The sequence below is a fragment of the Sphingomonas sp. Mn802worker genome, from assembly GCF_000382485.1.
Lineage (GTDB): Bacteria > Pseudomonadota > Alphaproteobacteria > Sphingomonadales > Sphingomonadaceae > Sphingomonas.
This window is the reverse complement of sequence record NZ_AORY01000012.1, coordinates 431,263-456,712: the sequence shown is the minus strand read 5'-3', so window position 1 is coordinate 456,712 and position 25,450 is coordinate 431,263. Positions and strand designations below refer to the sequence as shown.

Annotated in this window: 23 protein-coding genes; 10 read left to right on the top strand and 13 right to left on the bottom strand. The window is 66.7% G+C overall.

From position 1 onward, the window contains the following. Positions 1-9: 9 nt before the first annotated feature. Together astD and SMN802W_RS0112225 are read right to left on the bottom strand one after the other, a co-directional pair. A complete protein-coding gene (gene astD / locus SMN802W_RS0112230) occupies positions 10-1,419 on the bottom strand; it encodes a succinylglutamate-semialdehyde dehydrogenase (RefSeq protein ID WP_019517202.1) in 1,410 nt (469 codons plus the stop codon). Next, entirely contained in the window at positions 1,412-2,821 is a 1,410-nt protein-coding gene (locus tag SMN802W_RS0112225) for a protein adenylyltransferase SelO family protein (RefSeq protein WP_019517201.1), read from the bottom strand. The genes astD and SMN802W_RS0112225 overlap by 8 nt, the downstream gene beginning before the upstream one ends. Between SMN802W_RS0112225 and SMN802W_RS0112220 the strand changes: the two genes are divergently transcribed. The 4 genes from SMN802W_RS0112220 (at position 2,820) to SMN802W_RS0112205 (ending at position 7,634) form a co-directional block, all read left to right on the top strand. After that, entirely contained in the window at positions 2,820-3,737 is a 918-nt protein-coding gene (locus SMN802W_RS0112220; protein ID WP_051083596.1) for an alpha/beta fold hydrolase, read from the top strand. The genes SMN802W_RS0112225 and SMN802W_RS0112220 overlap by 2 nt on opposite strands. An 85-nt stretch (positions 3,738-3,822) precedes the next feature. Continuing rightward, positions 3,823-4,980, top strand: a complete 1,158-nt coding sequence (locus SMN802W_RS0112215) for a glycosidase (protein WP_019517199.1) — start codon at positions 3,823-3,825, stop codon at positions 4,978-4,980. Positions 4,981-5,020: 40 nt separating this feature from the next. Then, positions 5,021-6,157, top strand: a complete 1,137-nt coding sequence (locus SMN802W_RS0112210) for a glycosyltransferase (protein WP_026326070.1) — start codon at positions 5,021-5,023, stop codon at positions 6,155-6,157. A gap of 73 nt (positions 6,158-6,230) precedes the next feature. Beyond that, a complete protein-coding gene (locus tag SMN802W_RS0112205) occupies positions 6,231-7,634 on the top strand; it encodes an NAD(P)H-dependent flavin oxidoreductase (RefSeq protein ID WP_019517197.1) in 1,404 nt (467 codons plus the stop codon). A gap of 47 nt (positions 7,635-7,681) precedes the next feature. On the opposite strand, the gene SMN802W_RS0112200 is transcribed toward SMN802W_RS0112205, so the two are convergent. Together SMN802W_RS0112200 and SMN802W_RS0112195 are read right to left on the bottom strand one after the other, a co-directional pair. Then, positions 7,682-7,873 carry a hypothetical protein gene (locus SMN802W_RS0112200; protein ID WP_019517196.1) on the bottom strand — a complete coding sequence of 64 codons (192 nt, stop codon included), beginning with the start codon at positions 7,871-7,873 and terminating at the stop codon, positions 7,682-7,684. 100 nt (positions 7,874-7,973) lie between these two features. Then, the gene (locus SMN802W_RS0112195; protein ID WP_019517195.1) at positions 7,974-8,999 is read right to left on the bottom strand and encodes a 2-hydroxyacid dehydrogenase; all 1,026 of its coding nucleotides are present in this window, start codon (positions 8,997-8,999) and stop codon (positions 7,974-7,976) included. Between the two features lie 121 nt (positions 9,000-9,120). On the opposite strand from SMN802W_RS0112195, the gene SMN802W_RS0112190 reads away from it, so the two are divergent. From SMN802W_RS0112190 to SMN802W_RS0112175, 4 genes are read left to right on the top strand one after another with little or no spacing between them, the layout of a single operon-like run. Further along, positions 9,121-9,606: an SH3 domain-containing protein gene (locus tag SMN802W_RS0112190; protein ID WP_019517194.1), complete on the top strand. Its 486-nt coding sequence runs from the start codon at positions 9,121-9,123 to the stop codon at positions 9,604-9,606. Next, on the top strand, positions 9,603-10,448 hold the full coding sequence (nadC, locus tag SMN802W_RS0112185; protein WP_019517193.1) for a carboxylating nicotinate-nucleotide diphosphorylase: 846 nt from the start codon (positions 9,603-9,605) through the stop codon (positions 10,446-10,448). Before SMN802W_RS0112190 ends, nadC begins: the two co-directional genes overlap by 4 nt. A gap of 40 nt (positions 10,449-10,488) precedes the next feature. Further along, complete coding sequence (locus SMN802W_RS17640) at positions 10,489-10,929, top strand: hypothetical protein (RefSeq protein ID WP_019517192.1); 441 nt, start codon at positions 10,489-10,491, stop codon at positions 10,927-10,929. After that, a complete protein-coding gene (locus SMN802W_RS0112175) occupies positions 10,926-11,651 on the top strand; it encodes a ribonuclease T2 family protein (RefSeq protein WP_019517191.1) in 726 nt (241 codons plus the stop codon). Before SMN802W_RS17640 ends, SMN802W_RS0112175 begins: the two co-directional genes overlap by 4 nt. An 11-nt stretch (positions 11,652-11,662) precedes the next feature. Here SMN802W_RS0112175 and SMN802W_RS0112170 read toward each other — a convergent pair whose 3' ends face one another. The 9 genes from SMN802W_RS0112170 to SMN802W_RS17015 form a co-directional block, all read right to left on the bottom strand. Next, positions 11,663-12,841, bottom strand: coding sequence for a vWA domain-containing protein (locus SMN802W_RS0112170; protein WP_019517190.1), 1,179 nt, complete (start codon positions 12,839-12,841; stop codon positions 11,663-11,665). A 66-nt stretch (positions 12,842-12,907) separates the two neighbouring features. Beyond that, on the bottom strand, positions 12,908-13,471 hold the full coding sequence (locus SMN802W_RS0112165; protein ID WP_026326069.1) for a CHAP domain-containing protein: 564 nt from the start codon (positions 13,469-13,471) through the stop codon (positions 12,908-12,910). A gap of 97 nt (positions 13,472-13,568) precedes the next feature. Beyond that, positions 13,569-14,423: an AAA family ATPase gene (locus tag SMN802W_RS0112160; protein WP_019517188.1), complete on the bottom strand. Its 855-nt coding sequence runs from the start codon at positions 14,421-14,423 to the stop codon at positions 13,569-13,571. Between the two features lie 102 nt (positions 14,424-14,525). Further along, entirely contained in the window at positions 14,526-15,197 is a 672-nt protein-coding gene (locus tag SMN802W_RS0112155; protein WP_019517187.1) for a DUF6975 family protein, read from the bottom strand. Positions 15,198-15,334: 137 nt separating this feature from the next. Beyond that, the gene (locus SMN802W_RS0112150; RefSeq protein WP_019517186.1) at positions 15,335-16,222 is read right to left on the bottom strand and encodes a hypothetical protein; all 888 of its coding nucleotides are present in this window, start codon (positions 16,220-16,222) and stop codon (positions 15,335-15,337) included. Between the two features lie 215 nt (positions 16,223-16,437). After that, on the bottom strand, positions 16,438-18,468 hold the full coding sequence (gene rpoD, locus SMN802W_RS0112145) for an RNA polymerase sigma factor RpoD (RefSeq protein WP_019517185.1): 2,031 nt from the start codon (positions 18,466-18,468) through the stop codon (positions 16,438-16,440). Beyond that, positions 18,468-20,375, bottom strand: a complete 1,908-nt coding sequence (dnaG, locus tag SMN802W_RS0112140) for a DNA primase (protein ID WP_019517184.1) — start codon at positions 20,373-20,375, stop codon at positions 18,468-18,470. The genes rpoD and dnaG overlap by 1 nt, the downstream gene beginning before the upstream one ends. Before the next feature lie 87 nt (positions 20,376-20,462). Then, positions 20,463-21,077: a peptidylprolyl isomerase gene (locus tag SMN802W_RS0112135; protein WP_019517183.1), complete on the bottom strand. Its 615-nt coding sequence runs from the start codon at positions 21,075-21,077 to the stop codon at positions 20,463-20,465. Between the two features lie 5 nt (positions 21,078-21,082). Then, positions 21,083-21,631 (bottom strand): homogentisate 1,2-dioxygenase, encoded by a 549-nt coding sequence (locus SMN802W_RS17015; protein WP_156818867.1) that lies wholly within the window; start codon positions 21,629-21,631, stop codon positions 21,083-21,085. A 114-nt stretch (positions 21,632-21,745) separates the two neighbouring features. Here SMN802W_RS17015 and SMN802W_RS0112125 point away from each other — a divergent pair, with 114 nt between their 5' ends. Beyond that, positions 21,746-24,970: a cytochrome P450 gene (locus SMN802W_RS0112125; RefSeq protein ID WP_019517181.1), complete on the top strand. Its 3,225-nt coding sequence runs from the start codon at positions 21,746-21,748 to the stop codon at positions 24,968-24,970. A gap of 80 nt (positions 24,971-25,050) precedes the next feature. Continuing rightward, positions 25,051-25,401: a phasin family protein gene (locus SMN802W_RS0112120; RefSeq protein WP_019517180.1), complete on the top strand. Its 351-nt coding sequence runs from the start codon at positions 25,051-25,053 to the stop codon at positions 25,399-25,401. Positions 25,402-25,450 lie beyond the last annotated feature (49 nt).

Here is a 25,450-nt window from a genome sequence, read left to right as displayed (position 1 = left end):
GGCGACGGTCTATGCGTCGGCGAGCCCGATGCCGATCGATGCGCGCGCAGCCTCCGCCTCGTTCGAGACGACGGGATAGGCGCAATAGTCCGCCGCATAATAAGCGCTTGGGCGATGGTTGCCCGACCAGCCGATGCCACCGAACGGTGCCGACGATGACGCACCGTTGGTCGGCTTGTTCCAGTTGACGATCCCGGCGCGCGCGCCCGCCCAGAAACGGTCGTAGAGGATCGGCGTCTGGCTGACGAGCGAGGCGGACAGGCCGTAGCGGGTATTGTTCGCTTCCGCGATCGCGGCGTCGAAATCATCGACGCGGATCACCTGGAGCAGGGGGCCGAACAGCTCGATATCGGGGCGATCCGGCAGGTCGGTCACGTCGATGATGCCCGGCGTGAGCAAAGGTCGATCGGGATCGGGCCGCGCCATGTGGCGGATGGGACGACCGCCACGCATCATCAGCGCGAGGAAGCTTTCGGTCAGCCCGTCGGCCGCCTCGTTGTCGATCACGGGACCCATGAACGGCTGCGGATCGTCGTGCGGGCGACCGACGATCAGACGCCCGGTCAGCCGGTTGAGCTCGGCCAGAAACTCCTCGGCCAAGCTTTCCTGCACGATCAGGCGGCGCGCCGCAGTGCAGCGCTGGCCGGCGGTCGTGAAGGCCGATTGCGCCACCAGCACCGCAGCGGTGGCGAGGTCGGGGGTGTCCCACACGATGATGGGGTTGTTGCCGCCCATCTCGAGCGCGAGGATCTTCTCCGGCTTTTCGGCAAAGGCGCGGTTGAGCGCGAGGCCGGTGCGTGCCGAGCCGGTGAACAGCAGGCCGTCGATCCCGTCGTGCGCGGCGAGCTTCCGGCCTTCGTCGGGGCCGCCGATCACGACGCGCATGCATTCCTCGGGCACCCCGGCGGCGTGGATGCACTCGCACAGGAACACGCCGGTCGCGGGCGTCTTCTCCGACGGTTTGAACACCACCGCGTTGCCCGCGATCAGCGCCGGCACGATGTGCCCGTTGGGCAGATGCGCGGGAAAATTGTAGGGGCCGAGCACCGCCAGCACGCCATGCGGCTTGTGGCGGAGCGCCATGCGGCTGCCCATCGGCGCGTCCATCCGCCGCTGCGCGGTCCGCTCGGCATAGGCGCTGACCGATATGTCGACCTTGGCGATGACCGAATCGACCTCGGTCTTCGCTTCCCACAGCGGCTTGCCCGTTTCGCGTGCGATCACGTCGGCGAAGGCGTCGGCACGCTGGCGCACCACGTTGGCGAAGCGGCGCATCGTCTCGATACGGAAGGTGACGGGACGCGCCGCCCAGGCGACCCAGCCGTCGCGCGCGGTTGCGACCTCCAGGTCGACATCGCTCGTCGCGCCGCGCCACAGTTCTGCACCCGTCGCGGGCTCAAACGAGATCAACTCACCCATTTCGGTTCCTTACCGTAATAAGGGGCGAGTAAAAGGGGCAGTCGCCGAGCGCTTGTTCCATTTGGCGGATGCGTGTCACCTTGGCATGAAATGGCTGCCAATCGTCGTCACGATCGATCGCGGCCCAGATTTTTTCCTCAACCTCGTCGATCAGCATCGCGCACGGCTCACCATCCCAGAAGGCGTGGTCGCGCGCTCGACGCGGTTCGTAGCCGTCGAGCGCGGCGCGTACGTCGTCCCATTGCGCGCCGTAGCTCGCAGGCAGTGCTTGCGCGAACACGTCGAAGAAGAAGCGTTCGATCTGAACGCCAGTGCCGCGCAGCGCACGCTCGACCGCCTGCACCAGCGCGCGATCGCGCTCGTGCTCGCGTGAGCGTCGCCCGAGCCGCCACAGGATCGCGGACGTGACCGCGCGCTGGTAATGCTCGGGAAAGCGGTCGAGCGCCGCGATCAGCGGTTCGGCGTCGCTGATCTGGCGCAGCGATACCGCCAGCTGCATCGCATCCCAATGGATCGCTTCGGGCTGGCGACCGAGGGCGTAGAGCCCGGCGTGATCGAAATAGGCCGCGACGGTGCCTGGATCCCACGTGGGTGCAAACCGCCACGGGCCGTAGTCGAAGCTTTCGCCGGTCACGTTGATGTTGTCCGAATTGAGCACGCCGTGGACGAACCCCGCCGCCATGTAGCGTGCGACGAGCGTCGCGGTGCGCTGAACGACCAGGTCGAGCAGGCGCACGGGATCATCGTTGTCCTCACCGTAAAGGTTGCGCAGCACATAGGCGGTGAGCTTGCGCAAGCCGCCCTCATCGCGGTGGTAGGCGAGCCGCTGGAACGTGCCGATGCGGATGTGGCCGTGGCTCAGCCGCACCAACACCGCCGAGCGCGTGGGCGAGGGTTCGTCGCCCCGTTCCAGCGCCTCACCGGTTTCGATCAACGAAAAGCTGCGCGAGGTCGGCACGCCCAGCGCCTCGAGCATCTCGCTCGCCAGCACCTCGCGCACGCCCCCCTTCAGCGTCAGGCGACCATCGCCGAAACGGCTCCACGGCGTCTGGCCCGAACCCTTGGTGCCGAGGTCCATCAGTCGGCCGCGCCGGTCACGCAGTTGCGCGAAGGTGAAGCCGCGCCCGTCGCCCAAATCGGGATTATAGGTGCGGAACTGATGGCCGTGGTAGCGCAGCGCGAGCGGCCGCGGCAGCGTGTCCGGCAAGGGCACGAACCGACCGAAGTGCGTCAGCCACTCCTCGTCGCTCAGCGCGTCGAGACCGACCTCGTTGGCCGCGCGATCGTTGCGGAAGCGCAGGATCGTCTGCGGGAAAGCGGCCGCGTCGACCGGATCGTAGAAGCCGTCTCCCAGTTGCATGATCGTCATCTGCGGGCGGTACGCTTGCGGGTCGGTCGGCATGCGTCGATATGGGGGCCACGGCGACCGGGGTACAAGCGTGGCAGGAAACGAGGCGAGTTTCGCGGACTTCTACTGGTGGTCGGCCGACGGATTGCGGCTGCATGCGCGCGACTATCCGGGTGACGCGCGCAAGCCTGTACTCCTGTGCATGCCCGGGCTGACGCGCAATGCGCGCGACTTCGCGGCGCTGGCGCAGCAGCTGTCGCCTGAGTGGCGCGTGCTGGCGGTCGAGTTCCGCGGGCGCGGCGAAAGCGGCTACGCCAAGGATCCGATGAGCTATGTCCCGCTGACCTATGCGCAGGATATCGCGGGCTTGGTGGAGGCGGCGGGGATCGACCGGTTCGTCGCGGTCGGCACGTCGCTGGGCGGGATCGTCGCGATGCTGCTTGCCGGCATGATGCCCGACCGGATCGCAGGCGCGGTCCTGAACGACATCGGACCCGAGATCGAGCCGGCGGGGCTGGCGCGGGTGCGCGGCTATGTCGGCAAATCGAGCAACCACCCAACCTGGATGCACGCCGCACGCGGGCTGCAGGAATCGAGCGGCGCCGTATATCCCGACTGGCGGATCGAGGATTGGCTTGCGATGGCAAAGCGCATCTACCGCCTGAGCAGCGCCGGGCGCGTCGTGCTCGATTACGACGCGCGCATTGCGGAGCCGTTCCGACTGCCCGGCAACGAGGCGGGGCCGGACATGTGGCGCGCCTTCGCTGCCTTGTCGCACGTGCCGACGCTGATCGTGCGTGGCGAGCGATCGGACATGCTGTCGGCCGCGACCGCCGAGCGGATGGCGGCGAGTGCGTCGCACTCAAGGCTGGTCACGGTGCCGCGTGTCGGTCACGTGCCGACATTGTCAGAGCCGGTTGCGCTCGCCGCGGTCGAGCAACTGCTCGAACGGATCGCGGAACCCGCCTGATCGCTCGATCGTCTCGGGCGGATGACCGATCAGGACGTGCCATGCTCCCGACCCGACTGACCCAAGTGTGCTGGCGGCTTTACGCGTGACGCAAGGTGCACCCGAGTTCGCGCACGACGCGCTGATCTTCGATCCGCGCGACGTCGACCTGTCGCGCTCGCCGCTTTCCGGCAGGATCGACGCCGAGACTTACGTGCTGGGCGCGTTCAATCCCGCGCTCACGCGCCTGCCGAACGGCAATCTGTTGATGATGGTCCGGGTGGCCGAGGCATTGCGCCAGCCGATCAGGGATGGGCACGTCCACGCGATCCGCTGGGACGATGGCGCCTACGCGCTCGACGCCTGGCCGTTGCAGCTGGTCGATACGAAGGACCCGCGCACGTTCATGATGCGCGGCGGCGGCTGGAAGGTGATGGCGCTGACCTCGCTGTCGTGGCTGCTGCCGGTCGAGTTGAATGCGGATGGCACGCGGGTCGAGCAGATCCACTACGACCGCGCGATCGCGCCGCAGCGGCCGTATCAATGCTACGGCGTCGAGGATGCGCGGATCAGCCGCGTCGACAATCGCTACTACATGACCAGCTGCTCGGTCAGTCCGGAGCGGCAGGGAACGACGCTGTACTCCAGCGACGACGCGCTCGACTGGCAGCTGGAGGGAGTGGTGCTCGACCACCAGAACAAGGACATGCTGATCTTCGAAGGCCAGATTGCGGGCAAGTTCTGGGCGCAGACGCGGCCGCTCGGCGACCTGTATTTCGCCTATCCGCCGGACTCGCCGTGGCGCGCGGGACCGTCGATCAACCTCGCGACCTCACCCGATCTACTGCACTGGAAGCCGTGTGACGAGCCAGGCATCCGCCCGCACGCCGCGACGGTCGCGACCGCGCGGATGGGTGGCGGCGCGCAGCCGGTGCGCGCCAGCGTAGAGGGGCAGGAGGGCTGGCTGACATTGTGGCACGGCGTCGAGCCGAGCGGCGCGGTCGGCATCTATCGCACCTATTGGTCGCTGCTCGACCTCGACGATCCGTCCAAGACGATCGCCACCTGCCACACGCCGTTGATCGAGCCCAGACCGGCGCTGACCCAGCCGCTGGCAGAGCAGATGTACCTCGACAATGTCGTGTTCACGACCGGCATCGTCGATGGCTGCGACCATTGGATCGTCGCGAGCGGGGAGGCCGATCTCGCGTGCCGGATCACGCACATTCCGAAGAACAGCCTGCGCGCCTCGCCACCCGCCTAGGTAGGTGCGTGTTAGCGTCTCGCGGGTTATGCCGGCGCGCATGACGCGGCCGATCTCGATCCTGCACCTTCATTCGACCTTCGATCTGGGCGGAAAGGAGGCGCGCGCGGTCCGGCTGATGAACGCGTTCGGCGACCGCGCGCGGCATACGATTGTGTCGGCAATGCCCGCGGCGCTGGGCGCACGCGCACGGATCAATCGCGGCATCGCTTACGAGATTGCGCAGAACGCGCCGCCGCTCACCGGACGGCCATCGGTCGCGCGCTACGAGGCGATCGCGCGTTATATGCGTGGGTTCGATCTGGTGCTGACTTACAATTGGGGCGCGATCGATGGCGTGATGGCCAGGCGCGTGTTCGCGAAAGGCGCACCGCCGCTCGTCCACCACGAGGACGGCTTCAACGCCGACGAAGCGGGCGGACTGAAGCGCGAGCGCAACATCTATCGCCGCCTCGCACTTGGCGCGGCGCACGCGCTGGTGGTGCCGTCGACCAGCCTGGAGCGGATTGCGCTGGAGACGTGGAAACAGCCGCGCGCGCGTGTCCATCGCATCCTGAACGGCATCGCGACGGGCCTGTACGCGAAGGACCCCGACGCGAAGGCAATTCCCGGCTTCCTCAAACGCGCGAACGAGGTGGTGATCGGCACGGTTGCGGGCCTACGCGCGGTAAAGGATCTGCCGCAGCTGGTCCGCGCCGTCGGCGGCGTGTCGGCTCGGTTTCGGCTGGTGATCGTGGGTGAGGGGCCAGAAAAGGCAGCGATCGAGCAGGCGGCACTGGCGATGGGGATCGACGACCGGCTGGTGATGCCTGGCTTCCTCGACCGGCCGTACCGCTTCATGCGTTATTTCGATTTGCTCGCGCTGTCGTCCAAGTCAGAGCAATTCCCGATCAGCGTGGTGGAGGCGATGGCGGCGGGGCTGCCGATCGTCGCGCCGCCAGTCGGCGACGTGCGCGCGATGGTGGCGGAGGAGAACGTGCCGTTCATCACCGAGCATCACGGCGAGGTCCGCTTGCGCGACGCGATCCAGGCGCTCGCCGCCGATCACGGCCTGCGTGCCCGCGTCGGGCGCGCCAATCAGGTGAAGGCACGCGCCCTGTACGACGAGGACACGATGATCGAGCGCTATGCCGCACTGTATAATGAGGCGATGGCGCGGCCCGGCGCGCTCGGCTGATGCAATCCTATCGCCTTGTCCCGACTTTGGTTTATAGCGGACCGAATTACCAACGTCGGGAAGTGACAGCAGCGTGTTCAAGGGCCTGAACCCCATCGTCTATGCCGGCCGCGAAGTCTGGCCATTGGTGGAGGGTGGAAAAGGCGTTGCTGCGACGAACCACGCTTCGGCGGGTGCCTGGGCCGCGGCAGGCGGCATCGGCACGGTGTCGGCGGTCAATGCCGACAGCTACGATCCTGAGGGCAAGATCATCCCGCAGGTTTACCGCGCGCTGACCCGGCGTGAGCGGCACGAGGAACTGATCGCCTATGCGATTGAGGGTGCCGTGCAGCAGGTCCAGCGCGCGTGGGAAATCGCGGGCGGTCGCGGCGCGATCAACATCAACGTGCTATGGGAAATGGGCGGTGCGCAACGCGTGCTGCAAGGCGTGCTGGAGCGAACCAAGGGCATGGTCGCCGGCGTCACCTGCGGCGCGGGCATGCCGTACAAGCTGTCCGAGATCGCGGCGTCATACAACGTCAACTACCTGCCGATCGTCAGCTCGGGCCGGGCCTTTCGCGCGTTGTGGAAGCGCGCTTATTCCAAGGTGTCGGAACTGCTCGGCGCCGTAGTGTACGAGGATCCGTGGCTGGCGGGCGGCCACAACGGCCTGTCGAACGCAGAGGACCCGCTGCGTCCCGAGGACCCGTATCCGCGCGTCAAGGCGCTGCGCGAGACGATGCGCGAGGGCGGCATTCCCGATACGACGCCGATCGTGATGGCGGGTGGCGTCTGGTACCTGCGCGACTGGAACGAGTGGATCGACAATCCCGAGCTCGGCCAGATCGCATTTCAGTACGGCACGCGCCCGCTGCTGACGCGCGAGAGCCCGATCCCTGCCGACTGGAAGCAGCGGCTGTTGACCGTGGAAGAGGGCGACGTGCTGCTCCACCGCTTCTCACCCACCGGTTTCTATTCCTCGGCGGTGCGCAACCCGTTCCTGCGTAGTCTTGAGGCGCGATCCGAGCGGCAGATCGCGTTCTCGACGCAGGAGGCGGGCGACCACGTCTTTCAGCTTGACGTGGGCGTGAAGGGCAAGAACTTCTGGGTCACGCGCAACGATCTCCTGCGCGCGCGGCAGTGGTTTGGCGAGGGCTTCACCGATGCGCTCAAGACGCCGGACAACACGCTGGTGTTCGTTTCGCCGCAGGAGAAGGGCGAGATCCGGAAGGATCAGGCCGATTGCATGGGGTGCCTGTCGCAATGCCTGTTCTCGAGCTGGGCGGATACCGAGACCAACTCCACCGGTCGCCTCGCCGATCCGCGCAGTTTCTGCATCCAGAAGACGCTTCAGGAGATCGCGCACGGCGGCGATGTCGAGCGGAATCTGATGTTTGCGGGACACGCCGCGTATAACTTCAAGCGCGATCCGTTTTACTCGAACGGCTACGTGCCGAGCGTCAAGGAACTGGTCGACCGTATCCTGACGGGCGATTGACCGGGTGCAGGCCACGCGACGATGATCGCGCGGCCCGCACCATTCATTCAGTCAACGATGGTGCCGACCACCGCGCCGCCGACGCCGCCAACGGCTGCACCCTTTTCGACACTGCCGCCGGTGGCTGCGGCAACACCCGCGCCCCCGGCACCGCCGATCGCCGCACCCTTGAGGGTGGAACAGGCCGAGGTGGAGAGAGCGGCGAGACCGAGTACGGCGATCAGGGCTGCGTTGCGCATCGTATAGGCTCCGTTGATGTGGGGAGCCGGATCAATGATGAGCGCCGATGTGGGTTCCGCTGCGTAAAGCTTTGTTACAAAGGCGCGAGCAGGCACACGTTCAGGCCCAGCCGTCGAGCACCTGATCGGGCGGGCGGTGACCGTCGGCCCACATGCGAATGTTGGCGATCACCTTGTCGCCGCTCGCAACCCTTCCTTCGTAGGTCGCCGAGCCCATGTGCGGCGTCATGACGACGTTGGGGAGTGCAAGCAGCCGTGGATCGATGCGTGGTTCGTGCTGCCACACGTCGAGACCGGCACCCGCCAGTCGCTCGTTCTGTAATGCATCGACGAGCGCGTCCTCGTCGAGGATGCCGCCGCGGCTTGCGTTGATGACGAAGACGTGCGGGCGCAGCAGCGCGATCCGCCCCGCGTCGATCAGGTCGCGGCTGTCGTCGTTGAGCGGGGTGTGGAGCGTTAGGATGTCGATCGCGCCCAGCATCTCGTCGAGGTTCGGATGCCACTCGGCGCCCAACTCGCCTTCGAGCACCTTCGGCAGCCGGTGGCGGTTATGGTAGTGGATCGACAGCCCGAACGCACGCGCGCGCCGCGCGACCGCCTGACCGATGCGCCCCATGCCGACGATGCCGAGCGCCTTGCCACCGATGCGGTAGCCAAGCATTCCACCGGGACTCCAACCGGTCCACGCGCCTGACCGCACCAGTTTCTCGCCCTCCGCCAGCCGTCGTGGAACCGAGACGATCAGCGCCATTGTCATGTCGGCGGTATCCTCGGTCAGCACGCCCGGCGTGTTGGTGACGATGATCCGCCGCGCGCGCGCCGCCTTCAGGTCGATGTGGTTCACGCCCGCGCCGAAATTGGCGATCAGTCGCAGCCGCTCGCCCGCATCCGCGATCAGGTCGGCGTCGATCGTGTCGGTGACGGCGGGGACGAGCACGTCGCAATCGGCCATCGCAGCGGTCAGCTGAGCGCGGGTCATCGCAGCGTCACCGCGATTGTTGGTCGTGTCAAACAACGCCTCCATCCGCGACATCACCGTGTCGGGGAGTTCGCGCGTGACGATCACCTTGGGGTGCGCGACGCGCTTGGCTGTGAAAGGCTGGGCAACACGCGGCGTGTCGGGCATCGGCGATGAGTGACGCAGTCGCGTGGACGCGTCAACGCTTGAAGCATGCGGCTGGATGGTTGAAGCGGCCCGCGTCGCGAGGCAAGATGCGCGTGGCAGGCGACGTGGGGGGACAGGGCGAGTGAACAGGCGTATCAGTGTTGTCGGGGCGCTCGCCGCCTTATGCCTCGTCGATGGCGCACAGGCGGCCGAGCCGAAGCAGAAGCCGCCTTACTACGCCTCGATCGCGCCGGCGCGTGCGCGGATGCGGAGTGGGCCGGGGCGCACCTACCCCGCGACATGGCTGTACGTCCGCCGCGACCTGCCGGTCCGCGTCATCGACACGTTCAAGGAATGGCGCAAGGTCGAGGACCCGAGCGGCACACAGGGGTGGTTCCTCGGCAACATGGTCAGCAGCACGCGCACCGCGATTGTCGAGGGCGGGCAGCCGATCGAAATGCATGAGCGGCGCGGCGGCGGGAAGCTTCTATGGCGCGCGGCGCCTGGCGTCGTCGGGCGATTGAGCCAGTGCGGATCGGGCTGGTGCCGCTTCGACGTGCACGGGCAAGCCGGCTGGGTCGAGAATACGCGATTGTGGGGTGTTGAACCGGACGAGGCGTTGCCGTGACCTTCACGCTTGATGGCTTCGCCCTCGACGCGTTCGTCGAAGCGACGCTCGCCGAGGACATGGGCGAGGGTGGGGATGTCACCTCTGCCGCGGTGATCCCTGCCGACGCGCGCTTCACCGCGGTGATGGACAGCCGCGACGCGATCACGGTTGCCGGGCTGGAGATCGCCGCGGCATTCTTTCGCCGGCTCGATCCCGAAGCGACGATCGCGCTGCTGGTCGCCGACGGCGACCGGGTCGCGGGCGGAACCGAGTTGATGCGCGTCGAGGGATGGGCGCGCGCACTGCTGACAGCCGAACGCTCGGCGCTCAACACCGTGCAGCATCTATCGGGCATCGCGACGCTGACACGCGCCTATGTCGATCGGATCGAGGGCACCGGCGCGACGCTGCTCGACACGCGCAAGACGATCCCGGGCCTGAGGCGGCTGGAGAAATACGCGACCCGCATGGGCGGCGCGACCAACCACCGTATGGGGTTGTGGGACGCGGCGATGATCAAGGACAACCACGTCGCGGTCGCAGGCGGCGTCGCGGAGGCCGCTGCGCGCGCCAAGGAGGCCGGCATTGCGCGCATCATCGTTGAGGTCGACCGCGTCGAGCAGATTGAGCCGGCGCTGGCGGGTGGCGCGACGCACCTGCTGCTCGACAACATGACGCCTGCGACCCTGCGCGACGCCGTGATGCTGGTCGGCGGACGCGTGCCGACCGAGGCGTCGGGTGGTGTCACGCTGGAGACGATCCGCGCGATCGCGGAAAGCGGCGTCGACTTCGTCAGCGTCGGGCGGATCACGCAATCGGCTCCCGCCGCCGATATCGGGCTCGACTTCGCTGCCGTGTAACGGCACCAATCGTTCCTCCACTCTCGCCTCACAGGATCATATGCAGCGACCGGCTTCGATCGTCACTTTCGAGCGGCTCTACCTCGCCAGCCTCGCGGTCTCGCTGATCGCCTGGGCGGTCGACTGGCCCAATATGCAGGCGCGGCTCGCCTCCAATCCGCAGACCAAGCCGTTCGGCTGGATGCTGTTCGTCATGCTCGGGCTGAATGTCGTGGTCACGCTGCTGCTGTGGTTCTTCACCACCAGACGCGCGAGCGTTGTCGCCAAGTGGATCGTGGTGGTGCTTGCCGGACTCTCGGCGCTGCGTTTCCTGTTCAACCTGCCCGCGTTGCTCGGCGGGGCGATCAGCGCGACCTCGCTGATCCTGTCGGTGCTGACGACGGGATTGAGCATCGCCGCAGCGGCGATGCTGTTTCGCATCGATGCACGCGCCTGGTTCGGTGAAGACCTGACCGGCGATCTGGTGGAGGACGGCGAATGAAGCGGCTTGCGATGGTTCTGGCAGGCAGTGCTCCGCTGGTCGTACCGGCGATGGCTTCGGCGCAGGCGAATGTGTGTCGCATTCCGACGACGATCGAGCGGCCGCATCCCGATTTGCCGTCGGCAAGCCAGCCGGTGCGACGCTTGCCGATCGGCAGCTATACGCTCGCGATCAGCTGGAGCCCCGAATATTGCCGCACCGGCTCGCGTGACCGTGGTGCGCGCAGCAACGTGCAATGCGGCGGCGGCAACGATTTCGGCTTCGTGCTTCATGGCCTGTGGCCAGACGGCGTGAGCAAGGATTGGCCGCAATATTGTCAGGCGACCCCGATCCTGCCGACCAGGCTAATCCGACAGCATCTATGCTCGTCACCCTCGGCGCAGTTGATGCAGCACGAATGGTCGAAGCACGGAACCTGCATGCCGGGGACGTCGCCCGAGGCCTATTTCGCACGCTCGAGCGCGATGTTCGGACGGTTGCGCTTCCCCGACATGGATGCACTATCGCGTCGACCGCTAACCGTTGCCGAGTTCAAGCGCCGCTTCGCCGCGGTGAACGGCTTGCCGGCCGGTGCGGTGCGCGTGACGACCAAGAAGGCCGGCTGGCTCGACGAACTGTGGCTTTGCACCGACAAGCGCTTCCGCTACGTCGCCTGCGATGCGGAGCAGGGCGGCGGCGCACCGGCGGGGCAGCGGCTGCTGATCTGGCGCGGGCGTCGCTGAGCGCACGTGGTTTACCGCTTGCGTGTCAGCTCGCGCATTGCCTCGTCCAGCCCGTCGAGCGTCAGCGGGTACATGCGGTCGTTCAGCAGCTCGCGCATGATCTTGGTCGACTGTGAATAGCCCCATTGCGCCTTGGGCGTCGGGTTGAGCCACACCGCTGCGGGATAGGTGGTAGTGAGGCGCTGCATCCACACCGCCCCCGCTTCCTCGTTGAAATGCTCGACCGAGCCGCCGGGGTGCGTGATCTCATACGGGCTCATCGCGGCGTCGCCGACGAAGATCAGCTTGTAGTCGTGCGGAAACTTGTGAAGCACGTCCCACATCGGCGTTCGCTCGGCGAAGCGGCGCTTGTTGTCCTTCCACACGCCCTCGTACGGACAATTGTGGAAGTAGAAGAATTCAAGGTTCTTGAACTCGGTCGTCGCGGCCGAGAACAGCTCCTCGCACAGCTTGATGAACGGGTCCATCGATCCGCCAACGTCGAGGAACAGCAGCAGCTTGACCGCATTGCGGCGTTCGGGACGCATGTGCACGTCGAGCCAGCCTTGCCGAGCAGTGCCCGCGATCGTCGCATCGATGTCGAGCTCGTCCGCCGCGCCCTCGCGCGCGAACTTGCGCAGCCGGCGTAGCGCCACCTTGATGTTGCGCGTGCCGAGCTCGCGCGTGTTGTCGAGGTTCTTGAACTCGCGCTGGTCCCACACCTTCAGCGCGCGCTTGTGCCGGCTCTCGCCGCCGATGCGGACACCCTCGGGATTGTAGCCTGAATTGCCGTACGGGCTGGTGCCGCCGGTGCCGATCCACTTGTTGCCGCCCTGGTGGCGTTTCTCCTGTTCCTCCAGGCGCTTCTTGAGCGTTTCCATGATCTCGTCCCAGGAGCCGAGCGACTTGATCGCCTCCATCTCCTCAGGACTGAGATACTTCTCGGCCACCGCCTTCAGCCAGTCGGCAGGAACCGCGGCCTCGTTGGCCGCGAAGCTGGTCTCCAATCCCTTGAACACCTTGGCGAAGACCTGGTCAAATTTGTCGAGCACCCCTTCGTCCTTCACGTAGACCGCGCGCGAGAGGTAGTAGAAGTCTTCCGGCTTGCGCTCGATCACCTCGGCCTCGAGCGCTTCGAGCAGGATCAGATGCTCCTTCATGCTGGCGGGGATGCCGGCGGCGCGGAGCTCGTCTAGGAAGTGGAGGAACATGCGGCGGAGTGTGCCGCGCGCGTTGGCCCGTGTCGAGCAGGTCCGTGTCGAGCCGCTCCGACAGGGTCAGTGCGCCCCTGCTCCCGGGACGTATGCATCGATCAGCGCACCGACGTAATCGGGATCACGCCCGGTCAGTTCGCGCGCGGTGTCTCCCGTGCCGTAGATGAAGCCCTTTACCGGATAGATGCTGCCGCCGAGTCCGTTCGAGTCGCGGTACCACACCTTTACCCGGCTCCAGTCGTTGTCGTCGGACACGTCGTAGAGCGTCACGTCCTGCTCGGCGTGACCCCGCTCACCGTTTTGACGCGACCAATTGGCGTGGGTCAGCATCAGCACGCGGTCCTCGACCACGCGGCTGACCACCGCGACATGACCGAGGCGGAGCTGCCCCGTCTTCGCGAACACGATCACCGCGCCGATCTTCGGCTTGTGCCCGCGTTTGTAGCGGCCATCGGCCTGGTCCCACCACGTCCACGCATCGCCGTAGATCTGGATGCCCGACGCTTGACGCGCAAAGGGCACGCATTGCCCGACGTAGTCGAGCAGATTGGCGGAGGCCGGGGCGGCACCGAGCAGGGCGGCGACAGCGGTGACCAAGGCGATGCACGTGGGGGGAACGCGAACCATGACCCTTTGGTATCGGGTTCATTGTAAGGATGCGTTTGACGGGCGTGGTTAGCGAGCCGTTACCCGTCTGCTTTTGGCGGTGTTCCCCGGCGGCGTGTCAGCCCTTGTTCGCCTGCCGCCGGGCCATGAAGGCGAGGCGCTCGAAAAGCATCACGTCCTGCTCGTTCTTGAGCAATGCACCGTGCAGCGGCGGGATCGCCTTGGTCGGATCGCGGTTCTGCAACACCTCAAGCGGCATGTCCTCGTGCAGCAGCAGCCGCAGCCAGTCGAGCAGCTCGCTGGTCGACGGCTTCTTCTTCAATCCCGGCACCTCGCGCACGTCGTAGAAGATGTCCATCGCGCGGCTGACCAGCAACTTCTGAATGCCGGGGAAATGGACGTCGACGATCGCCTGCATCGTGTCGCGATCAGGAAACTTGATGTAGTGGAAGAAGCAGCGGCGCAGGAAGGCGTCAGGCAGCTCCTTTTCGTTGTTTGACGTGATGACGACGATCGGCCGCTCGACCGCGCGCACCGTCTCCTTCGTCTCGTAGACGTGGAACTCCATCCGATCGAGTTCCTGGAGGAGGTCGTTGGGAAACTCGATATCGGCCTTGTCGATCTCATCAATCAAGAGGACCGGCGGCGAAGGGCGGGTAAACGCCTCCCACAATTTGCCGCGGCGGATGTAGTTGGCGATGTCGTGGACGCGCTCGTCGCCCAATTGCCCGTCACGCAGGCGCGCGACCGCGTCATATTCGTAGAGACCCTGCTGCGCCTTGGTGGTCGACTTGACGTTCCACTCGATCAGCTCGGCGTTGGCGGCCTTTGCGATCTCGTGCGCGAGCACGGTCTTGCCGGTGCCGGGTTCGCCCTTGACCAGCAGCGGGCGGCGCAGCGTGACCGCGGCATTGACCGCGACCTTCAGATCGTCGGTCGCGACGTAGCTCTGCGTTCCTTCGAAGCGCTGCATGGGCAATCCCGTCCTGTTCGATTGTTCTCGCACCGGCGTAGCGGAGAGCCACGCCGCGATGCAAGCCGGCGACATGCTCGGGTGCGGACGGCGGGGATCAGCTCAGGCGCGGTCGCGCGCGGAGGCGCGTGCCTCGAGCAGGTGCCACAGCCCGCGGTGCTGCGCGAGCAATTGCTCCGCGCCGAACAGCATCGCCCGCTCCACGCCCGACGGCAGCGGCGCTTGCGCGAGCAGCGCGGCGATCTGTCGCGCGAACTCGTGCGTCGTCTCGGGGCCCGTCCCGAACAGGCGTCGCGCGGCATTGTCGAGCACGGCGCGGATCGCGACCCAGTCGAGCGTCAACCCGACCGCGGCACCAAGCGCGCAGCCGGCGCGGTCGGATGCGGAGAGACGGTCGAGCACCTGGCGCTGCGCCAACAATGCCGCCTCGGTCGCAGCGTGACCCGGCGTCGACGGGATTGGCCCGACATCGGCTGCTAGACGGGCGAGAAAGGCGCGTTCGTCCGCGCGAACACCGGCAACGCGTACGATCCAGTTCTGTAACGCGGCGTCAGCGGCGTCGAGTGTCGGGAGCCGCCGGTCAGGCGAGCCGTGCACGGCGCAGAGCGCATGCACCGCATCGGCCAGGTCGCGCATCGAGGCAACAGGGCGTGCGAGCATCAGCGCGTGCGTCTGCGCGGCGGTGCCGTCGGTCGCGACCAGCGACGCGAGCGTGCGCGTGCCGACCGACCATGCCTCGCTCGATGCAACAATCACGCGCGCCTTTACCTCCATTCACATGCCAGCCCCCCGGCCTCATCGGCTTAGCGTGCGAGTGTGAAGGTCGCGTTTACGCTGGATCGCGCGCGTTTAACGCGGACCTCGACCGGCTAAATCGTTCGCGTGATGCGGTAACTGGACCGTGCAGGCGGTCAGGCTGCTGGCGTGAGCAGAATGCTCAGCTCGTCGACCCGACCGCTGCGCTCGACCGGGGCGATGCCCAGGGCGACTGGGAGCGCGGTCGCACCATGGACGAGCAAGTGCGCGCGCGTTCCCACCGCGGCGGTATTGGCGAAGGCATAGTCGATCATGTCGGCCACGCGCGCGCGGTCGGCGACTGCGACCAGCGTCAGGAAGCGTGCGGTGGCGAGCTGTTCGACCGTCGTTCCGGTGACGCGTGCAAGCGCGGCGTCGGGTTCGAGCAGATAGCCGCGCGGATTGATACGCGCGCGTGCCGCGACGTTCGACACTTCGATCGCGCGTTCGAGCGCGCGCAGCTCGGCCGCGCATGCGCGCGCCTCCTCCGCCGCGGTCGCATCACGCGCGACCAGCAGGCAACCGTCACCCAAGGGATCGATCCGAGCGTGCAGTCGGCGCGCGGGGAAGGGGTCGGGCACGAGGTCGAGCGTCTCGCCCGTGCCGCTGGCGAGTACGCGCGCGACCGCGTCTTCAAGGAACAGGCCGCTCACCTGCGTTACCTGGCGGGCGGCGCGATCGACCTGCGCCCCTTTGCCGAAGCGGGTCTGCGCGGCGGCGTTGGCATGGCGGATATGCCCGTTTGCCGCGAACACGATCAATGCCTCATCAAGGTGGTCGATCAGCGCGGGCACCTGCCCATTGACGTCAGGGACGCCGTCGAGATGCGTCGAGCAGATCGAGTCCATCAGTTCGAGCGACAGCAACACGAGCCGCAGACGCCCCCGATGGTGAATATAGACCGGCGCGCGTGCGGCGCGATCCTGCCACAAGCCGAAATGGCGGACGAGCTCCGACGCGGTCACCTGCTGTTCGGGGCTGATTTGCGGAAGTGTGTTGTCCATAGGCCGATGACTGGCCCGCGACCGACGGCATGCCTAGCAAGTTGAAGCAGAATGGATGATTTCGGCCGACCGCAACTCGCAGAAAGTCGGCCCATAACGGATGTTTAGCCGAGGCAGCTATCGTCAAAGCGGCCACCGAGGCAAGCCGACGATCCGCTATGCCGACGCTTATCGAGAAAAACGCCGGCGAAGTCTCCTTCGCCGGCGTGTTCGGATCATTGGTCGAGGAAGCTGCGCATCTTGCGGCTACGGCTTGGATGCTTGAGCTTCCTGAGCGCCTTGGCCTCGATCTGCCGAATACGCTCGCGCGTGACCGAGAATTGCTGGCCAACCTCTTCCAGCGTGTGGTCGGTGTTCATGCCAATGCCGAAGCGCATGCGCAGCACGCGCTCTTCACGCGGCGTCAGGCTGGCAAGGACACGAGTGACCGTTTCCTTCAAATTCGCCTGGATCGCGGCGTCAACCGGGATGACGGCGTTCTTGTCCTCGATGAAGTCGCCCAGATGGCTGTCCTCCTCGTCGCCGATCGGCGTTTCGAGCGAGATCGGCTCCTTGGCGATCTTCATCACCTTGCGCACCTTCTCGAGCGGCATGCTCAGGCGCTCGGCCATCTCTTCGGGCGTCGGCTCGCGGCCCTGCTCATGGAGGAACTGGCGGCTGGTGCGGACCAGCTTGTTGATCGTCTCGATCATATGGACCGGGATGCGGATCGTGCGCGCCTGGTCCGCGATCGAACGGGTGATCGCCTGACGGATCCACCATGTCGCATAGGTCGAGAATTTGTAGCCGCGACGGTACTCGAACTTGTCGACCGCCTTCATCAGGCCGATGTTGCCTTCCTGGATCAGGTCAAGGAACTGTAGCCCGCGGTTGGTGTACTTTTTCGCGATCGAGATCACGAGGCGCAGGTTCGCCTCGACCATCTCCTTCTTGGCAATGCGCGCCTCACGCTCCGCCTTTTGCACCATGTTGACGATGCGGCGGAACTCGGCCAGCCCCATGCCGGTCTGCTGCGAGATTTCGGCGATCTCGCTGCGGATGCGCTCGACGGCTCCGGCCTCGTTGGTCGCAAACGCGGTCCACTTCTTGTCGAGACCCGACACGGTCGACAGGAACGTGTCGTCGAGTTCGTGTCCCATGTAGCGCTTGAGGAAGTCGGCGCGGCTGACCTTGTGCCGCTCGGCCAGGCGCAGCATCTGCCCGCCCAAAGCGGTCAGGCGACGGTTGTACGAATAAAGCTGGTCGACTAGGAACTCGATCTTCGCCTGATGGAACTGCACGCTCTCGACCTCGGCAGTCAGCTCCTCGCGCAGCTTCTGGTACTTGCGCTCGTCGGCGGCGGACAGCTCGTTGCCGCCGCCCATCGCACCAAGCCGCGTCTCCTGCATCTTGGAGAACTTCTTGTAGAGCGCGGTGATATTGGCAAACTTCTCCAGCGCCTGCGGCTTGAGCGTTTCCTCCATCTGCGCGAGGCTGAGCGTGTTGTCCTCGTCCTCGTCGTCGCTCGGGCGCGGCACGCGCGGCTCGCCGGACTCGTCGTCCTCATCGGCGGACGGCTCCTCGGCAACGTCCTCTTCTTCCTTGAAGCTGGTGCCGGCGTTCTTCTCGCTGATCTCGCCGTCGTCGTCCTCGGCGCCCTCGACCTGCTCGGCCGACGGTCCCTTCGACAGCATCGCGTCGAGATCGAGGATCTCGCGCAGCTGCATCTGCCCTTCGTTCAGCGCAGTCGACCAGTCGATGATCGCGTTGAAGGTGATCGGGCTCTCGCATAGCCCCAGGATCATCGTGTCGCGCCCGGCCTCGATCCGCTTCGCGATCGCGATCTCACCCTCGCGCGAGAGGAGCTCGACCGCCCCCATCTCGCGCAGATACATGCGGACCGGATCGTCGGTGCGATCAACGGTTTCCTTCTTCTTCTCGACGACGGGCGCGCTGCTGTCGGCCTCGGCATCGGTCGCCTCGACCTCGTCCTCTTCGGCGCGCTCCTCGGTCTCGCCTTCCTCGCCCTGCTCGTCGTTCTCGACGATGTTGATGCCCATCTCGTTCAGCGCCGAGGTGATGTCCTCGATCTGATCGGACGACATCTCACCCTGCGGCAGCGCGTCGTTCAGCTGGTCATAGGTGATGTAGCCGCGCTTCTTGGCGCGGGCGATCACCTTCTTGATGTTCGCGTCGTTCAAGTCGATCAGCGGCGCATCCCCGTTGTCCTGAGCCTCGGGTGCTTCCGCCATATTCGCCTTCGCCATCAATTGTCCTCGGTACCTAGCGCGCGGGCGTCTTCGTTCGCCTGCACGAGATTTGCAAGCCGCACGTCCAGCGCCCGTTGTTCGTTGACCAATGCCACCTGCCGTTCAAACGCTTCGTCGGTGAAGTGGCGCTGCATTGCGGAGGTCGCGTCCGCCAGCGCCGCATCCACTTCGGGGCGGGAGACAAGAATGGCGATCGCCTCGTCGAGGTCCTCGCGCGCCTTGTTCTCGTCCGCCGTCTTGCGGGTGAACGAATAGGGCATCGTATCGGCCCTGAGCAGGTCGGACGCGACCTGTTCGAAGCCGGATCGCGTCAATATGGTGACCAGACGCTGGCTATCAAGCGCCCCCTCCCGCCGCGATCTGTCCTCAAGCGCTACGTCCACCACCGCCTCGAACAATCGGCCGAGTGCGCCATCGGCGAGCTTGAGGCTGCCAAGCACTTCCATGTGCGTTGCGATCTCGGCCGGGTGGCGGATCAGGCCGGCGAGCACCGCCTTGGCGAGCACGCGGTCGATCCCGCCCGCGGCGCGCACTGCCTTGGCGTCGTCGGTGACGGGGGCGGGGGGCGGCGACCATTTCTGCCCGGCGCGGCGCTGCTGGTAGGGGAAGAACGGCGTACGCGTCTGAAAGCCGATCCCCTGCCGCCCGCGTGCGAACTGCTGATCGAAGCGGTGGCGGAACTCGGCGACATACTCCGACTTGACGCTTGGATCGGCGATCGTGTTCGCGAGGTCAGACAGGCGGCGCTTCAATCCGGCGCGCTGCTCGGGCGTGTCGAGCGGCTCTGCGGCGAGCTCGTGCTTCCACAACCGTTCCACCAGCGGCTCGGCCTCGCGCACCAGCGCCTCGAACGCGCGCGCGCCGCCCGCGCGCATCAGGTCGTCGGGGTCCTGTCCATCGGGCAGCGTCACGAAGCGGAGGCTGCGGCCGGGCGCCAGCATCGGCAGCGCGCGGTGCGCGGCGCGGATCGCCGCCTTCTGCCCGGCACTGTCGCCGTCGAGACACACGGTCGGCACGTCGACCATCCGCCACAACCGCTCAAGCTGCGCCTCGGTCAGCGCGGTGCCGAGCGGGGCGACGACCTCACCCACGCCACCCTGCGCGAGTGCCACCGCGTCCATATAGCCTTCGACCACGAACACGCGGTCGGCCTTGCGCGCCGCCGCAGAGGCGCGGTCGAGATTGTAGAGCGTGCGCCCCTTGTCGAACAGCGGCGTGTCGGGCGAGTTCAAATATTTGGGCTCGCCCTCTCCGATGATGCGGCCGCCGAATGCGATCACGCGCCCGCGCTGGTCGCGGATCGGGATTATCAACCGGCCGCGGAAACGGTCGTAGGGTTCCTTGTTGTCAACCTGGATCAGCAGCCCGGCCTCGACCAGCATCGCGTCGCCGAAGTCCTTGAGCGCGGCGCGCAAGCGGCCACGGCTGTCGGGCGCGTAGCCGAAGCCGAAGCTGCGCTGCGTCGACGTGCTCACCCCGCGGCGGTCGAGCAGCGCGCGGGCCGCCGCACCGTCGATCCCGCCCAATTGCGCGGCAAACCAGTCGGCGGCGGCCTGCATCACGTCGTGAAGCGACTTGGCGCGCTCCGCCTTCTGCGCCGCGCGCGGGTCGGCCTGCGGTACCTCCAGCCCGGCGGTGGCGGCGAGTTCCTTCACCGCGTCGATGAAGGGCAGACCCTGATGATCGGTCATCCAGCGGATCGCATCGCCGTGCGCCGAACAGCCGAAGCAGTGGTAGAAACCCTTGTCGTCGTTGACGTAGAAGCTGGGCGTCTTTTCATTATGGAACGGGCAGCAGCCGCGCATCTCGCGACCTGCGCGCGTCAGCTTGATGGTTTTGCCGACCAGCGCTGACAGATGCGTGCGCCCGCGCAGTTCGTCGAGAAAGGCGGGCGAGAGCGACATCGCGCGATTCTACCTATGCCGCGTCGGCGGCCGCGCGACAATGTGGCGAAAAGGTAACGCTTTACGGCTTGCTGACCGAGTGGTGCGCTACGGCTCGCGACGCGCGGTGTTGATGCGGATCGTCGGCGAAAGCATCTGCCCCTTCATCACGCCGATACCGTCGGTCGGCGAAGTAGGTGAGCCGAGGATGCGGCGGATCACGTCCATCCCCTCGACCACGCGGCCGAACACCGCGAACCCGGGATCATTGTCGTGCGCGTCCATCGATTTCAGATCGCCGACCACGACGAAGAAATCGCCCGCTGCGGTGCCCGGCTTCGCCATGGCCATCGAGATCGCGCCGTCGACGTGGCTCAGACCCGTCTTGCTGGTCGGCTCGAAGGCGACGGGTGGCAGCGTGCGCTTGGGATCATTGCGCGTCCCAAACTGCGCAAGACCGTAGCCGTCGCCGACCTTCACCGCGCGGTAGAAGGCGATGCCGTCGAGCTTCTTGGCATCGACGTAGCGCAGGAAATTGGCGGCGGTGAGCGGCGCATGCTCGCGGTCGACTGCGATCACGATCGGTCCGGCGGCGGTTTCTAGCCGGACCTTGACCGGTGCCACTGCCGGGTTGGCCGCAGGCGCTGCGACAGCAGGCGGAGCTAGCGTCGGTACAGCTGCCGGAGCCGTGGCTTGCGCGAACAGCGCGATGAGCGGCAGCATTACCGTCACTTTACCCGGACGATCGTGGCGGCAACGGTCTGCGTCGGCGCGCCCGTCAGCTGCAGCACGTACCGGCCGGGACGCAGTGGAAAGTCGACCAGCTTTGCGACACCGGTGCAACGCGGCCCCATCGTGTGTGCGCTCGACGCGACACCAGCACGTCCGCGGATGACATCGATCCATGCCTTCTGCCCCAACGCGACGCGATAGGTGCCGGGGCGGATCACCTGAAACATGACAAGGCCCGCGTAGCTGCCGGGTGCCGGCACCTTGGCCGGTGCGATCCGGGGCTGCACGTTGGCGAGAGGCGCGAGCCTCAGGTCGGCAGCGCGGCCAATCGCTAGCACGGGCGCGTTGCGCGGCGCATGGCCCGCGGTCAGCGGCGTGCGCATGCTCCAATGCGACAGCTCGGCCGGGAAGGCGACACGCACATTGGCGCAAACCGGATCGGTGGCAGGATCCTGCATCGCGGCAGCGGCCGGGTGCGAAAGGCCGACGGCGGCGGCGATGCCGGCGACCAGGGGTTTGAGCATGGAGGGCAGGAAACGAACCATTCGGGCCTCTTACCGGGCCGCCGTGCGCACCGCCAGCCTGCCGTTGCGGCAACTTGCGCGCGGAACCAAGCCTGTGGTTGGGGCTGTGGCGAGCGTAACGGAGCAACGGCGATCATGGCGAGCAAACCCAACGACATACCCGCCGCGCCGTCCGCAGCGGTGCCGATGCCGCGTGCGCTGCCCGTCATCGGCCACCTGCACCAGATCGCGCGCGCCGGGCTGATCGGCCATCTGCTCAGCGTCAGCCGCGACATGTCGCAAGGTATCTTCAAGCTGCGCTTCGGCAGCCGCGTGTCGATCTTCGTCACCGATCCCGATCTCGTCGCCGAACTGTCGGACGAGACCCGCTTTCGCAAGATGCCGGGCCCGGCGCTGCGGGTCGTGCGCAAGTTCGCGGGCGACGGGCTGTTCACCGCGTTCAGCGAGGAGCCGAACTGGGGCAAGGCGCACCGCATCCTGCTGCCCGCCTTTTCGCAGCGCGCGATGCGCGGCTATTTCGACATGATCGTCGAGGTATGCGATCAACTCGTCGCCAAATGGACGCGCGCGGCGGGCACCGACGTCCACGTCGCCGACGACATGACCCGCCTGACGCTCGACTCGATCGCGATCGCAGGCTTCGGCCACCGCTTCAACTCGTTCGAGCGCGACGAACTCGACAGCTTTCTGGTCGCGCTCGGCCGCGCATTGTCGGAGGCGCTCAACGTCATCACGCGGCTGCCGGTGCAGCAACGCTTCGCCAAGCGTGCGGCGGCGCAGTACGAGGCCGACATTGCCGAGATGAACGCGCTGGTCGACGGGATCATCGCCGACCGCAAGGTCAACCCGAATGAGGGCAAAGACCTGCTCAACCTGATGCTGAGCGCCGTTGATCCGGAAACGGGCGAGGGGCTGGATGACCTCAACATCCGTTATCAGGTGCTGACCTTCCTGATCGCGGGCCACGAGACCACGTCGGGGATGCTGACGTTCGCCTTCACCTACCTGCTGCGCAACCCCGCGGTGCTGGCACAGGCCTATGCCGAGGTCGACCGTGTGCTGCCCGGTGATACGCGACCCGATTACGCGCAGGTCGCCCGCCTTGAGGTGATCGAGCGCGTGTTGAAGGAAGCGTTGCGGCTGTGGCCGACCGCGCCCGCGTTCAGCGTCGCACCGTTCGGGGATCAGGTGATCGGCGCGGGCGACGGCAAGCCCGGCTGGCGGATGCGCAAGGATCGCCCGGTCAACATCTTCACGCCCGGCCTCCATCGCGCGCCGGGTGTGTGGGAGCAGCCAGACGAGTTCGACATCGATCGCTGGCTGCCTGAGGCCGAGGCGGCGCGGCATCCGCACGCCTACAAGCCGTTCGGCAACGGCGAGCGCGCGTGCATCGGGCGGCAGTTCGCGATGGTGGAAGCGAAGATCGCGCTGGCCATGCTGCTGCGCGCCTTCGCGATCAGCGATCCGCACAGCTACACGCTGCGCGTCAAGGAGACGCTGTCGATCAAGCCTGACGAATTCGCCATGCGCGTGCGCTTGCGCGGAGCCCATGAGCGTTTGCAGATGGGTGAGGCCGCCACGACAGACGAGGCGATAGCGATCGGCGCGGTGGCCGGATCGGGGCAGCGCTTCGTACTGCTTTACGGCACCTCGCTCGGCACCGCGCGCGACGTCGCGGAGGAGATCGCCGAGCGCGCACGCACCGACGGGTTCGACGTTGTCGTGCGGTCGATGGACGAGGGACTTAAGGGCGGCGCGGCACCCGCCGACAAGGTGATCGTGATCGTCACCGCGACCTATAACGGTCGGGCGCCCGACAGCGCGGTCGCGGTCGAACGCGCGCTCGATGCTGGGGTGTTCAACGACGCGGATTGGAGCGGCGCGCGCTACGCCGTGCTCGGCATCGGCAATAGTCAATGGCCGAACTTTCAGGCATTCCCCAGCCGCGTTGATACCGCAATCGCGGCGGCTGGCGGTGAGCGGCTGGTGCCGCGTGGCGAAGCCGATGGGCAGGGCGACTTCGACGGCGCGATTGCCACCTTCGTGCGCGACCTGTGGCAGGCGCTGGGCGCAGAGGCGGCGCCGGCGGCGAATAGCGCGACGCTGTCGCTGGTGCCGGTCGACGCCGCCGAGATGCGCGTGCGCGCCTTGCCCGAACACGCGCAGCGGCTGGAGATCGTCGCCAATGACGAACTGGTCCGCCCGGCCGATGGCTTGTGGGACTTCGCGCAGGAGCCGCCGCGACCGTCGACCCGGCTGATCCGGGTACGGCTTCCCGAGGGTAAGCATTATGCCACCGGCGACCACCTCGCGATCTACGCGCGCAACCGGCCCGATCTGGTCGCGCGTGCGCTCGACCTCCTAGACACCCGCGGCGCGATGCAGGTCAGGGTCGACGGGCAGGGCGGTCGCTTCAAGCACCTGCCGCTCGGCGCCACCGTCACAGTCGAGCAGCTGCTGACCGACTTCGTCGAACTGTCCGAGGCGGCGTCGCGGCGCGCGCTCGCGGGCCTGCGCGGCACGACGCGGTGCCCGCACACGGTCGCGGCCTTGGCGGCGATCGAGGCGGATTACGACGCGCAGGTGGGCGACAAGCGCGTGTCGCTGCTCGACCTGATCGAGCGGCATCCAGCCGCGTCGGTGACGCTCGACCAACTGATCGACTGGTCGCCCGCTATCCAGCCGCGCTTCTATTCGATCGCCTCATCGCCACTCGTCTCGCCCGATGTCGTCGACCTGATCGTCGGCACGATCGCCGCGCCCGCCTGGTCGGGGCTGGGCGAGCATCGCGGCTTCGCGTCCGATTACATGAAGGCGCTTCAGCCGGGCGAGCACGTCTTCGGCTACGTCCGCCGACCCAACCCGCCGTTCGCGCCGCCTGCCGACCCCGCGCAGCCGATGATCCTGATCGGTCCCGGCACCGGCTTCGCACCCCTGCGTGGCTTCCTGCAAGAACGCGCGGCGCAAGCGGCGGCAGGCGCGCAGGTCGCAACCAATCTGCTGTTCTTCGGCTGCCGTCACCCTGACCACGACTGGTTCTGCCGCGACGAGATGGAAGCGTGGGCGGGAGACGGGTTGATCGACCTGCAGCTCGCTTTCTCCGCGGTGCCGTCACATCCATGGCGCTTCGTGCAGGACGCGCTCTGGGCCGAACAGGAGCGGGTCTGGCGCGCGCTGGAGGATGGCGCGAGCGTGTTCCTGTGCGGCGACGGCCGCTACATGGCGCCCGCGGTGCGCGACACGCTGGTGCGCATCTGGATGCAGCAGGTCGGCGGCGAGCACACGCAGGGCTCCGCCTGGCTCGAGCGGATGATCGCCGAGGGCCGCTTCCACCAGGACGTGTTCGGCTTCGGCAAATAACGCGGGTGCAACCGCTTGGGGCCGGCCGGGTTGAGGCGATGCAAGCGGCTTGAACGCTGGCCGCATGGAGGAGCAGGATAATGGCGGACGACAACGCAAACGCGACGAAAAACGCTACCGGCGCAGCCTTCGAGGGAGCGCAGCGCGCCGGCGACGCGATACACGCGTCCGGACAGAAGATCGCGGACCAATCCTCCAGCCTGGGTGTCGCGATGATCGATCAGGCGCAAACCAACGCCGAGCAGGCATTTGCCGCGATGCGCGCGGCAGCGCAGGCCAAGGATCTGGGCGATGTGATGCGCATTCAGGGCGATTACCTGCGCGAGCAGAGCCAGCGCTCGATGGATCAGGCACGCGAGATCGGCGAGCTGATCATGAAGTTCGGCCGCGACGCGGTTGCGCCGATGCAGGGCGGCGGCAAAGCGGGCTGATGATGCCCGTGCAACCCGCTTCCGCCCGCCTGTGAACAGCGGGCGGGGC